This window comes from Loigolactobacillus rennini DSM 20253 (assembly GCF_001436505.1).
Lineage (GTDB): Bacteria > Bacillota > Bacilli > Lactobacillales > Lactobacillaceae > Loigolactobacillus > Loigolactobacillus rennini.
On the sequence record NZ_AYYI01000032.1, the window covers coordinates 46,381 to 60,021 of the forward strand.

Here is a 13,641-nt window from a genome sequence, read left to right on the forward strand (position 1 = left end):
GCTTTTTGACTAATCCGAATCAACTTCGTTTAGTCATCCGATTGTTGATCATGGTTGGCCATTTGTTTTTCAACGTCACTGATTGAATAAACATTTTTCGAAACTGCACCAACACTCTTAGGTTCCATGTGCCGGTACTTCGCCATCCCTGTCCCTGCAGGGATTGTTTTTCCAATAATGACATTTTCCTTTAAGCCTAATAATGGATCATTCTTACCACGAATTGCAGCATCGGTTAAGACACGTGTGGTTTCTTGGAAAGATGCAGCAGATAAGAAACTATTAGTCTCCAACGCTGCCTTTGTGATCCCCAATAGAACTGGCCGCGAAGTTGCTGGAATACCACCGGCAATTAGCGTCTTATAATTACGCCGCTTGAAATCGGCAATATCCAACAACGTTCCTGGCAAGATATCTGTATCGCCTGGATCCATGATCCGAACTTTACGCAACATTTGCCGAACCATGACTTCCATATGCTTATCTGCCACTTCAACCCCTTGCGACCGGTAAACACGCTGAATTTCACTTAACATGTAAGTTTCAGTAGACAGGCGATCCCGCACTTTTAATAATTGTTTTGGATCAATAGAACCACCAGTCAACGGATCACCACGGTGAACGTAGTCGCCTTCTTGCACTTTAATCCGCGCAGTGAATGGCACGCTATAAGTCCGAGTATCTGTTTCACCTTGAACGGTAATGTCCTTAGTGTGGTCAGCTGGATTTTCTTCAATCGCACTAATCTCACCAGTTACTTCAGTAATTGTGGCTAACCCTTTAGGATTACGTGCTTCCATAATTTCTTGGACACGTGGCAACCCTTGGGTAATATCACCACCGGCAACACCACCGGTATGGAAAGTCCGCATTGTTAACTGAGTACCAGGTTCACCAATTGATTGTGCAGCGACTGTTCCAACTGCTTCACCAACTTCGACAGTTTCGCCAGTTGCCAAGTTACGGCCATAGCAATATTTGCAGACCCCATGTTGCGTGTTGCAAGTAAAGACAGAGCGGATCGTCACTGATTTAATCCCAGCATCAACAATTTGCTGTGCAATGGCATCATCAATCATCACGTTCTTACCCACAATTTCTTTACCGGTTTTCGGATTAACCACTGATTTCATGGTGTACCGACCTAATAGGCGATCATACAATGGTTCAATGACCTCATTGCCTTCAGTAATTGCGGAAATGGTCAAGCCACGATCAGTGCCACAGTCTTCTTCCCGAACAATAACATCTTGGGCAACATCGACTAAACGCCGTGTAAGGTAGCCAGAGTTAGCAGTCTTCAAAGCTGTATCGGTCATCCCTTTCCGGGCACCATGGGTCGAAATAAACATTTCCATGACAGATAAGCCTTCCCGGAAGTTAGAGATAACAGGTAATTCCATGATTTGGCCGTTCGGCGCAGCCATCAAGCCACGCATTCCGGCTAACTGCGTAAAGTTAGATACATTACCACGAGCACCGGAATCACTCATCATGAAGATTGGGTTATTCGCTGGCATGTTATCCATCAGCCGTTTCTGGATCTGATCCTTAACACCGTTCCAAACACCGATAACACGTTGATAACGTTCATCATCCGTAATCAGCCCACGCCGGAATTGTTTTGTAATTGTTGCAACTTGCTTATGCGCATCAGCAACTAACGCTGGTTTTTCTGGTAAGTCTTTAACGTCGGCAACACCAACTGTAATACCAGACAATGTGGCTTGCGTGTAGCCTAATGTCTTCATCCGGTCTAGTAACTCTGACGTTTCCGTTACCCGGTAAATATTGAAGACTTGCGCGATAATGTCCGCTAAGAAACCTTTATCAAAAGGCTTAATCAAATCACGATCTTTGAACAATGCTTTAATATCCGTTGCCGGATCAGCAAAGAATTGATCATCAATACCAGACATTAAGTTTCCATTGGTTGGTTCATTCAAATAGACAAAGTTCTTTGGCAAAATCTCATTAAACATCACTTTACCAACAGAAGTTAACATAATTTTATGCCGTTGTGCATCTGTAAATGGCTTGTCAGATAACGAATCAGTAGCTAAGCCAATCCGTGTGTGCCGCTGAACATAACCATTTTGCAAAGCCATTAGCACTTCATTACTGTCCTTAAAGATCATACCTTCACCAATAGCGCCTTTTTCTTCTGTGGTCAAGAAGTAATTACCTAAAACCACATCCTGTGAAGGAGTTGCAATTGGCTTACCATCTTTAGGCGCTAAGATATGGTGGGCAGCAAGCATCAACATCCGTGCTTCTGCTTGTGCTTCATCTGATAGCGGAACATGAATGGCCATCTGGTCCCCATCAAAGTCGGCGTTGTAGGCTTCGCAAGCTAATGGATGTAGTCGAATGGATTTGCCATCAACTAAAACAGGTTCAAAAGCTTGAATCCCTAAACGGTGCAATGTTGGCGCCCGGTTCAATAAAACAGGGTGTTCTTTGATAACATCTTCTAAAACATCCCAGATGTCTTCATCACGCCGGTCAATTTTACGTTTGGCATTTTTAACATTAGACGCTAACTCGCGCTTAACTAATTCATGCATTACGAAAGGCTTGAACAATTCAAGGGCCATATCACGCGGTAAACCACACTGATAAAATTTCAAAGTTGGGCCAACATCGATAACTGAACGACCAGAGTAGTCCACTCGTTTACCCAGTAAGTTCTGCCGGAAACGACCTTGCTTCCCCTTTAACATGTGGGAAAGTGACTTTAGTGGTCGATTTCCGGGTCCAGTTACAGGACGGCCCCGCCGGCCATTATCGATCAGTGCATCGACAGCTTCTTGTAACATCCGTTTTTCGTTTTGCACAATAATATTTGGTGCATTAAGGTCTAATAGCCGTTTCAACCGATTGTTCCGGTTGATAACCCGGCGATATAAGTCGTTTAGATCAGATGTGGCAAAACGGCCACCTTCCAATTGAACCATAGGCCGCAAATCCGGTGGGATAACCGGAATAGCATCCATTACCATCCAACTAGGTTGGTTACCAGATTGCCGGAAAGCATCCAGAATATCTAATCGCCGGATAGCACGTGTCCGTTTTTGGCCTTGTGCGCTCTTCAATGTTTCTTTCAGTTCACTAACTTCTTTATCGAGATCAACATCATCGAGCAATTCTTTGATTGCTTCAGCACCCATCTTAGCCTTAAATTTATGACCGTACTGTTCATACTTTTCACGATATTCACGTTCAGTTAATAACTGTTTTCTTTCTAGTACTGTATCACCAGGATCGATGACAACGTAAGAAGCAAAATAAATGATTTCTTCTAACGCACGGGGACTCATGTCTAATACCAAACCCATCCGGCTTGGAATCCCTTTAAAGTACCAGATATGAGAAACAGGAGCTGCTAATTCAATGTGACCCATCCGTTCACGCCGTACTTTTGAACGAGTAACTTCAACGCCACACCGGTCACAGACAATGCCTTTATAACGAATCCGTTTATATTTACCGCAGGCACATTCCCAATCTTTGGTCGGCCCAAAGATCCGCTCATCGAATAAGCCATCGCGTTCAGGCTTTAATGTCCGGTAGTTAATCGTTTCTGGCTTTTTAACTTCACCATACGACCAACTACGTATTTTATCAGGAGATGCAAGTCCAATTTGCATGCTCTCAAATTTATTGACATCTATCACTTAGCTGACCTCCTATTTATTTTCGTCGTTACTGGCATTTGCTGCTTCTTCGGCTGCCTTTTTAGCCTTTTGTTCTTCTTGCTCTTTGGCGAATTTACTTAAAGCATCAACATTCATGCCATCATCGTCTTCGTCATCCATATCACGTAATTCAATTTCTTTTTTGTCAGCATCTAGTACTTTCATGTCTAAGCCTAGCGATTGCAATTCTTTAACCAGTACACGGAAAGATTCAGGAACACCTGGTTTTGGAATCGACTCACCTTTAACGATTGATTCGTAGGTTTTAACCCGGCCAACCACATCATCAGATTTATAAGTCAAAATTTCTTGCAAGGTGTACGCTGCACCATAAGCTTCAAGGGCCCAAACTTCCATTTCACCAAAACGCTGGCCACCAAACTGTGCTTTACCACCTAGCGGCTGCTGAGTGACTAATGAATACGGTCCAATTGCCCGTGCATGCATCTTATCATCAACCATGTGGGCTAATTTCATGTAATACATAACACCAACGGAAATCCGGTTTGCAAACGGCTCTCCGGTACGCCCGTCATAAAGAATTGACTTTGCGTCATCGTCCATGTTGGCTTCCTTAACGGCATGCCAGATATCTTGGTCTTGTGCCCCATCAAAAACAGGTGTGGCAACATGAATACCTAAGTTACGGGCAGCCATCCCTAAGTGTAATTCGATCACCTGACCAATATTCATCCGGGAAGGAACACCCATCGGACTCAAGCAGATATCAACTGGTGTGCCATCCGGCAAGTAAGGCATGTCTTCTTCAGGTACCACAATGGAAACTGTCCCTTTGTTACCGTGACGGCCGGCCATTTTATCACCGACTTGGATTTTACGTTTCTGAGCAATGTAAACCCGAACCATCATGTTAACACCAGGTGACAGTTCATCACCGTCTTCACGAGTGAAGATTTTGACGTCTTGGATGATACCACCGCCACCATGCGGTACGCGTAAAGATGTATCCCGGACTTCACGTGCTTTTTCACCAAAGATAGCGTGCAGTAGTCGTTCTTCTGCCGACAATTCAGTGACCCCTTTAGGCGTTACTTTGCCGACTAATAAATCGCCGTCACGAACTTCAGCGCCGATCCGGACAATACCAAATTCATCAAGGTCTTTTAATGCATCTTCCCCGACATTTGGAATTTCACGGGTGATTTCTTCCGGTCCTAATTTAGTATCTCGTGCTTCTGATTCATATTCTTCAATGTGAATTGAAGTGTACGCATCATCACGAACTAATTTTTCAGATAACACAATCGCATCTTCATAGTTATACATATTCCAAGTCATAAAAGCGATAATTGGATTTTGACCTAAAGCTAATTCGCCATTTTCCATCGCTGGTCCATCCGCTAAGATTTCGTTAGCATCAACTTGATCGCCTAATTTAACGATCGGCCGCTGGTTATAGCTTTTACCTGAATTAGAACGTTGAAATTTCATCAATTGATACTTGTCTAATGTGCCATCTTCACGCCGGATACGAATTTGTTTTGCATCGACATAGTCAACTGTTCCCGCATGCTTAGCAACTAACGCAGAACCAGAGTCATGAGCAGCTTTGTACTCCATCCCAGTTCCAACTAAAGGCGCATGTGGGTTAATCAACGGCACTGCCTGCCGCTGCATGTTGGCCCCCATCAATGCCCGGTTAGAGTCATCATTTTCCAAGAACGGAATGCAAGCTGTCGCAACTGAAACAACCTGTTTAGGTGAAACGTCCATGTAGTCAACCCGGTCAGTTGAAATTTCCATGTTATCTTCTTCACGCCGCGCCAAAACGGTATCATCAACAAAAGAACCATCTTCATTTAATGGTGAGTTAGCTTGGGCAACAACGTAATTATCTTCTTCATCGGCAGTTAAATAATCAATCTTATCCGTTACTTTGTGGGTATTCCAATCAACCCGCCGGTAAGGTGTTTCGATAAAACCATATTTATTGACCACCGCATAAGTTGCCAAACTGTTAATCAACCCAATGTTAGGTCCTTCAGGTGTTTCAATCGGGCACATCCGGCCATAATGCGTATAGTGCACATCCCGAACTTCATAACTTGCTCGATCACGAGTTAAACCGCCTGGCCCTAAGGCTGATAAACGCCGTTTATGCGTTAATTCACCCAGTGGATTAGTTTGGTCCATAAATTGTGATAACTGCGAAGAACCAAAGAATTCTTTAATTGAGGCAACCACTGGCCGAATATTGATCAATTGTTGTGGTGTCACCGTACTAGTATCTTGAATGGACATCCGTTCGCGGACAACCCGTTCCATCCGGGACAAGCCAATTCGAAATTGGTTTTGCAACAATTCACCAACCGAACGAATCCGCCGGTTACCTAAATGGTCGATATCATCAGTTGAACCAATGCCATCTTGTAAGTTCAAGAAGTAATTCATCGATGCAATGATGTCCGCTGGCCGAATGTGCTTCCAACTTAATTCGATGTGGCCGTTACCGATAATTGGGACAATTTCTTCTGGGTTCTTCTTAGACTGTACTTTAATCGTCTGTAAAATCATCGGTTCTGTAACTGCTGCTTCATCAGACGGTGTATAAGTGGTAGTCATGAAATCTTCACGATCCAAATAAGGACTTAATTTTTCCATGATTTGCCGGTCAACAACGTCACCTTTTTGTGCAATCACTTCGCCAGTATCTGGGTCAGCTAATGTTTCAGCTAACGTTTGGTTGAGTAAACGGGTCTTCAACGATAATTTCTTGTTCATCTTATAACGACCAACTGGTGCTAAATCATAGCGCTTAGGATCAAAGAAACGTGCGTTTAATAAGCTACGTGAACTATCTGCTGTTTTAGGTTCACCAGGCCGCAACCGTTCATAAATATCCTTTAATGATTCTTCAACTCGGGAATCATCCGCATTTTTATGCACATCTTTTTCTAAAGTCAGCATCAAGCTTTCGTTATGACCTAACATCCCGATAATGTCATCATCAGAGCCAAACCCTAAAGCACGGATTAACTCCGTCAACGGAATTTTACGGGTCCGATCAATCCGAACATAAGAAATATTTTTCGCATCTGTTTCAAGCTCTAACCAAGCACCACGGTTAGGAATAACTGTTGCGCCGTAAATTGTCCGACCATTTTTATCTAACTGGCTGTTGTAATAAACGCCAGGAGAACGAACTAACTGCGAAACAATCACCCGTTCTGCACCATTGATAATAAATGTCCCTTGGTCAGTCATCAGCGGGAAATCACCGAAAAAGACATTTTGTGATTTGATTTCGCCTGTTTGATGATTGGTCAACCGTAACGTAACGTGTAATGGGGCAGAATAGTTAGCATCGTGTTGCCGCGCCTCTTCAACCGTATACTTAGGCTCTAACAATTCATAATCAACAAATTCTAAGGACAAATTACCAGCGAAATCATCAATTGGCATGATATCGTTGAACATTTCTTTTAAGCCTTCATCTAAAAACCAGTTATACGAATTAGTTTGAATCTCAATTAAATTTGGAAGATCCAATACTTCTTTAATTCGTGAATAACTGCGACGAGTACGGTGTTTACCGTATTTAACCAAATGGCCTGCCAATTTGTTCACTCCTTCTATAAATTCTGCAGTGTCTAGCAAACTCTGCAAATAACAATGACATCTAAACTAAGCAATATTACAATTTGATTACAAAAATTAAGTTTAGATAACATTTGCTGATTTGAACTGTTTTGCGGCAAAAAAAAACCAAAAATAGGACGCCATCTCGCAAAATTTTGTCGACTACTTTTGTTTTTCTATTCATGCCGCCTACGGACAATAGATCGCAGGCTAGACTATTTCACAGTTTTTAGCAACTTCTAATACTACACGCCACAACGATTTTTGTCAACCCAACTGTTGTTAGTTCTAAACACGTTGCTTTCTTATCATGTCACCAGCTTTAACCGGGTGAGTGACTGGGACTTTACAAATCATCATGGCATCCGGTGCTCGGTACAAGATATCGTTGTCTCGATCCCACAAGCGGGTGACTTTCTGTTGACTATGAGTGAAGTGCGGCCCATAAAATTCAATCTGGTCACCCACGCCAAAATTATTCCGCTGCTGGATAATTGCTAAATGACGCTGTTCATCATAACCGAGCACTTCACCTACAAAGCTGTAATGCGGCCGTTTACGACGCTTGCCAAACAATTCATCATCTGCCGTCGGTGTCCCATAATAAAAGCCAGTGGACATTTCCCGCTGAGCGACTTTCCACAATTCATCCACCCATTCAGGCTTCAATACATAATGATCTGGATCAGCGCAGTAACTATCCACCGCCTGCCGGTAAACATTAGCAACCGTTGACACATAGTGAATCGATTTCATCCGTCCTTCAATTTTAAAACTATTGACGCCAGCTTCGACCAAATCGGGAATATGCTGAATCATCGCTAAATCCACTGCACTCATTGAAAAAGCTTCACCATTTTTCAATTGAGATTGCTTAACTCCTGGGTGCGGCATTTCGAATAAGTCGTATTTCCAACGGCAGTTCTGTGCGCAACCGCCCCGATTAGCATCGCGTAAAGACAAATGATTGGACAAAACACAGCGACCTGAATAGCCGATACACATCGCACCATGAATGAATGCTTCCAATTGAACATTGGTGTGCCGCCGCATCTCTTTAATTTCAGCAATACCAACCTCTCGCGCTAAAACAACACGTTCTAAGCCAACCTGCTGCCAAAAATTAAGGGCTGCGTAATTAGTGGTTGATGCTTGTGTTGATAGATGCACTGGTAACCCTGGCGCTTGCGTAATGGCAATTTCAATTAAGGATGGATCAGAGACAATCACTGCACTGATACCGATGTCACGTAACTTACGGAAAAATGCACCAGCGCCAGCAACATCGCCTTCGTGTGCAACAATGTTAGCTGCAACGTAAATTTTAGCATGGTGCGCATTCGCATAAGCCACGCCTTGTTTCATTTGGTCAAAAGAAAAATTACCCGCACGGGAGCGTAAACCGTAAGCTTCCCCACCAATATAAACAGCATCAGCACCATAATTAATGGCAACTTTTAATTTTTCCAAGGTTCCCGCTGGCGCTAAAATTTCTGGTTTATTTTTAATTGTTCTCATTATCGCACCTCACTTGGTTCTATTGTATAAAAACCAGTATCTAAACCTCGGTTAGCTGGCTGATGAGCATTAACCTGTTCAGACAATGTGGCAGCTAATTCAGAAGACCATTGATCAGTTAACAGTGCTTTTTTTGCCTGTGCAAACTGACTAACAATTTTAACAAAACCAGCTTCGTCTGCAAATAAACCATCTAGTTTCCAATCGTTTAAACCTAATGCCTGTAGCTGTGCTAATTTAGTGATTAAATTAAGATCATTGTTTGCAAAAATATGGGTGCCATTAATATCTTCATAAATTGAATAATGAGTCTGTGGCTTATGTGGTGCGGAAATAAATAGACCACGTTTACGATCAGAGCGATTTTGATGCTGCTTGACAAAATCAAAATAATTATGCACAAGCGGACGCCCTGATTGATGAATGCAAGTTGCACCATATACTTGCACTTCTGCTGGAATCCGCAACTCCGGCGCTAATTGAACCAGTTCCGCATAAGGAATCTCCCGGGCTAATACAGCACCGCTAGCACCCTGTTGTGCCCAAAAATTAATCTGGCGGGCACTAGTCATCAATACTTCACTATCGTAGATATAAGCTAATGGCAATTTTAACTGGTGCAAAATATACACCACACCAGGATCACCGACCATAATGTGATCAACTTTCAACTTAGATAGAAATTTCAAATAATCTCCAACTAAGTTAATCCGATCATTGTGCATTAGCGCATTAACTGCAACAGTTACTTTTTTCCCTGCGCGGTGAACCAGCTTAACTACCTGCGCCAGCGCTTCTGGCTTAAAACTATGGGGTAGACGCAGACCAAACTGATCTTCCCCTAAATATATCGTATCTGCACCAGCAGCAAGCAGTGCTTTTACTTGCTGATAAGACGCAGCAGTTGCAATCAGGTTAATCAAAACATTCGCTTCTTTCTCACCATAATGTGATTTTAGAATACCATAATTTTAGGTAAAAATGAATGTGATGTCATTTTAGCACGGCACTTTCAGCTAAAAATAAGAAAATCGAGTAAGCAAAATTTCATTTGCTTACTCGATTTTAATCTTATACCGTTGCGTTAAGCTTTAACGGGTGAATGTGGATTTTGTTTTGGTTCACGTACTTTAACTGTAATTTCACCTTTACGTGCGCCAATCGTGACAGAATCCCCAATTTTAATGTGGCCTGTCAGCAATTCTTCACTCAACCGATCTTCAACTTCTTGTTGTAAAGCTCGCCGAATCGGTCGCGCCCCGTACTCAGGATCAAATCCAACTTTAGCGATCACATCAACTGCTGCTGGCGTAATTTTAACGTTGATTTTTTGCGCCTTAAGCCGTTGCAATACATTCTTGGACATAATTTTAACAATTTCATGTAATTCCGGTTTAGTCAAAGAATGGAAAACAACAATTTCATCAATCCGGTTAATAAACTCAGGCCGGAACGATTTCTTTAGTTCTTCTAAAATGCGACTGCGCATCGTTGTATAATCTTGTTGAACATCTTGAGCACCAAAGCCGACTGATTTTTCATCCCGCAAGGCTGTTGCCCCTAAGTTAGAGGTCATAATTAAAATTGTATTACGGAAATCTACACGCCGTCCCTTTGAATCAGTTAAATAACCGTCATCCAAAACCTGCAATAAAATGTTAAAGACATCTGGGTGTGCTTTTTCAACTTCATCCAGTAAAACCACTGAATAAGGTTTTTGCCGCACTTTTTCTGTCAGCTGACCACCTTCGTCGTAGCCGACATAGCCAGGCGGTGCTCCCACCAGCCGCGAGGTAGAATATTTCTCCATGTATTCGGACATATCAACCCGAATCATATTATCCTCGGAGCCAAACATTGCTTCAGCTAAAGCTTTTGCCAATTCTGTTTTCCCAACACCAGTCGGTCCCAAGAACATAAAAGAACCAATTGGACGTTGCGGATCTTTTAAGCCGCTACGAGCCCGCCGAATTGCACGTGAAACCGCCGAGACAGCTTCTTTTTGTCCTACAACTCGATGGTGCAACACTTTTTCCAAATTAACTAGCCGATCAGTTTCACTTTTACGTAATTGGGTCAAAGGCACCCCGGTCCATTGCGAAACAACGTCAGCAATGTCTTCTGGTGTTACCTTAACATCTTTGCGGATACCATTAGCAGGTGCTTTAGCAGCTTTAGCAGCTAATTTATCCTTAACTTTCATTTCATCTTCACGCAATTTTGCAGCTTTTTCGAAGTCTTGCGCATCAATTGCTTGTTCTTTTTGTTTAGTCAGTTGTTTTAATTCAGTTTCCATCTTTGTTTCCGGTGTTTTGACGCTAGCAGCATCTAAACGCACAGAAGCAGCTGATTCATCCACTAAATCAATTGCCTTATCCGGTAGAAAACGATCACTGATATAACGTGACGATAAAACAACCGCCTCATGAATGGCAGCATCGGTAATTGTCAAACCATGATGCTCTTCATACCGGCTACGTAGACCTAACAAAATTTGTTCTGCTTCTTTTTCAGAAGGCTCATTAACCTGAATGGTAGCAAAACGTCGCTCTAAAGCTGCATCTTTTTCAATGTGCTTTTGGTATTCATCTAAGGTTGTTGCACCGATAACTTGCATTTCTCCACGAGCTAACGCTGGTTTCAAAATATTGGAAGCATCAATTGCACCCTCAGCGCCACCAGCGCCAATTAAAGTATGCAACTCATCAATAAAGAGAATGACATGCCCATCTTTGTAAATTTCATCAATTACTTTTTTCAGACGGTCTTCAAACTCACCCCGGTACTTAGTCCCTGCAACTAATGAGCCCATATCTAGCATCATCAGGCGTTTTTTAGCCATGTCAGAAGGAACATCACCAGCGATAATTTTTTGTGCTAAACCTTCTGCTATAGCAGTTTTCCCAACACCAGGTTCACCAATTAAAACTGGATTATTCTTGGTCCGCCGCGACAGTACTTGAATTAAGCGACGAACTTCCTTATCACGACCAACAACCGGATCCATTTGATTTTCCCGCGCTAACTGGGTCAGATCACGTGCTAACGAGTCTAGCGTTGGCGTACCAGCTTTAGCTTGTGCTTGCCGGCCACGAGACATATTGCGTCGCTTAGCGGCTGTGTCACTAATGCCTAGTTTTTTTAAGACCAACTGCCGGGTTTTGCTTAAACTTAAGTCAAGATTAGTTAAAATCCGAGCCGCTAAAATATCATCTTCGCGTAACAAGCCTAACAAAATGTGTTCAGTCCCAATTTTCATGGCACCCATCCGTTTAGCTTCATCACCAGCAAAAGATAAAATTTGTTTTGCTTTAGGCGCATAAGGTAAATACGTCTCACTTTGTGCCTTCGGCGAGTGGCCATACCCAGTAAAACGTTCAATTTCTTCACGAATATCTGTATCAGTGATGGATAACTGACGTAGTGTTTTACCCGCAATCCCGTCTGTCTCCAGAATCAGCGCTAATAATAAGTGCTCGGTACCAACCGCATGATGCCGGAAATACTTGGCTTGCTCTTGTGCTAAAACTAATACATTTTTCGCACTAGGTGTAAATAAATTGTCCATAAACGTCCCTCACTTTACTTACTCACGTTCGTATCGTAAATGATTCAAAATACCAATCAAAATATGGGCTCGTAGTTGTGCTTCAAACTCTCGGTCCGCAACAGCTAATGTTTCATGACTTGTAGCAGCCAAGATCAAATTAGCTTCTTTACGCCCGATAATACGATCATCATACAGTTTTTGAACTAATGCTAATGCATCGCGCTGGTTGATTTGTTCACCAATCAGTTGGATCATTGTATCCAGCATATCACGGTCATCAAGTAATTTCACCTTTTCGATCCGGATATAGCCGCCACCACCGCGTTTGCTTTGGACTAAATAACCACGTTGAATGGTAAAACGGGTTTTAATCACATAATTAATCTGGGAAGGGACACAATTAAACAGCGCTGCAATTTCAGAACGTTTAATTTCAACACGTTCTGATTCTGCAAGTATTTGCTTTAGATAGGCTTCAATAATATCAGAAATATTTCGCCCTTGCATCTTTTTCACCCTTAACTTTGACTAATATTGACTATTATTATAGATGAAATTATTGTAATTGCAAAGTAATCCGTTGTTTTTCTTTAAACAGATAAGCAATCAACCCCTACAATATTGCAGTAAAAGGGCACTTAAACTAGTACAAAAAAACACAACTAACTAAGTAAGTTAGTTGTGCCATTAATAGTGACTAGCATCTAGTCCTGATTAGCCGACTAATTGAAATATTGTTCAGCAGCTGCTAATGCTTTGCCACCATAAACAGTACTTGGGCCACCACCCATTAAAATTGCAATTTGTACTGTTTCATTGATTTCTTCTTGAGTCGCACCAGCTTTGATGGCACTGTTTGTATGTGACATAATGCACCCTTCACAACGGATTACAATGCCAATTGCTAGTGACATTAATTCTTTTGTTTTTGTATCGATGCTACCTGCAGCGATAGCGCCGCTATGTAACTTCTTAAAACCATTACCCGCTTCGCCTGCAGCTTTAAACACTTTTTTATTATTTTCGTTCAATTCTGCTAGTTTTGCTTTATAGTCTGTTGCCATAGTAAACACTCCTTATTTTTAGAATACGCTTACATTATAACCGGCAACTGAATCAGAGACAACATTTATGTGATAATTATCACATAGGTTTCATCACTTTCTTAATTTCGTTAGATTATAATTAAAGACAAGTCGCATAAAAATTTTGCAAATAAAGGCTCTACAATATCTGTTGTTGGTAATAGATTTATCTATTATTGATGGCAGATTT

General features: G+C 42.0%; 7 protein-coding genes. All 7 read right to left on the reverse strand.

Annotated features, from left to right (window positions below):
- Nucleotides 1–29: 29 nt before the first annotated feature.
- The gene (gene rpoC, locus FC24_RS05290) at nt 30–3,677 is read right to left on the reverse strand and encodes a DNA-directed RNA polymerase subunit beta' (RefSeq protein WP_057873842.1); all 3,648 of its coding nucleotides are present in this window, start codon (nt 3,675–3,677) and stop codon (nt 30–32) included.
- A gap of 12 nt (nt 3,678–3,689) precedes the next feature.
- The gene (gene rpoB / locus FC24_RS05295; protein ID WP_338037830.1) at nt 3,690–7,286 is read right to left on the reverse strand and encodes a DNA-directed RNA polymerase subunit beta; all 3,597 of its coding nucleotides are present in this window, start codon (nt 7,284–7,286) and stop codon (nt 3,690–3,692) included.
- 300 nt (nt 7,287–7,586) lie between these two features.
- Nucleotides 7,587–8,816, reverse strand: a complete 1,230-nt coding sequence (locus FC24_RS05300; RefSeq protein WP_057873844.1) for a peptidase U32 family protein — start codon at nt 8,814–8,816, stop codon at nt 7,587–7,589.
- Nucleotides 8,816–9,739 carry a peptidase U32 family protein gene (locus FC24_RS05305; protein WP_057873845.1) on the reverse strand — a complete coding sequence of 308 codons (924 nt, stop codon included), beginning with the start codon at nt 9,737–9,739 and terminating at the stop codon, nt 8,816–8,818. The genes FC24_RS05300 and FC24_RS05305 overlap by 1 nt, the downstream gene beginning before the upstream one ends.
- A 161-nt stretch (nt 9,740–9,900) precedes the next feature.
- Nucleotides 9,901–12,384: an ATP-dependent Clp protease ATP-binding subunit gene (locus tag FC24_RS05310; RefSeq protein ID WP_057873846.1), complete on the reverse strand. Its 2,484-nt coding sequence runs from the start codon at nt 12,382–12,384 to the stop codon at nt 9,901–9,903.
- Nucleotides 12,385–12,402: 18 nt separating this feature from the next.
- On the reverse strand, nt 12,403–12,873 hold the full coding sequence (locus tag FC24_RS05315) for a CtsR family transcriptional regulator (protein WP_057873847.1): 471 nt from the start codon (nt 12,871–12,873) through the stop codon (nt 12,403–12,405).
- Between the two features lie 215 nt (nt 12,874–13,088).
- Entirely contained in the window at nt 13,089–13,430 is a 342-nt protein-coding gene (locus FC24_RS05320; protein WP_057873848.1) for a carboxymuconolactone decarboxylase family protein, read from the reverse strand.
- Between the last annotated feature and the right edge of the window lie 211 nt (nt 13,431–13,641).

Coding starts and splice junctions, on each gene's coding strand:
- FC24_RS05300 (WP_057873844.1), bottom strand. CDS start 8,816: ATGAGAACAATTAAAAATAAACCAGAAATTTTAGCGCCAGCGGGAACC.
- FC24_RS05310 (WP_057873846.1), bottom strand. CDS start 12,384: ATGGACAATTTATTTACACCTAGTGCGAAAAATGTATTAGTTTTAGCA.
- FC24_RS05315 (WP_057873847.1), bottom strand. CDS start 12,873: ATGCAAGGGCGAAATATTTCTGATATTATTGAAGCCTATCTAAAGCAA.
- FC24_RS05320 (WP_057873848.1), bottom strand. CDS start 13,430: ATGGCAACAGACTATAAAGCAAAACTAGCAGAATTGAACGAAAATAAT.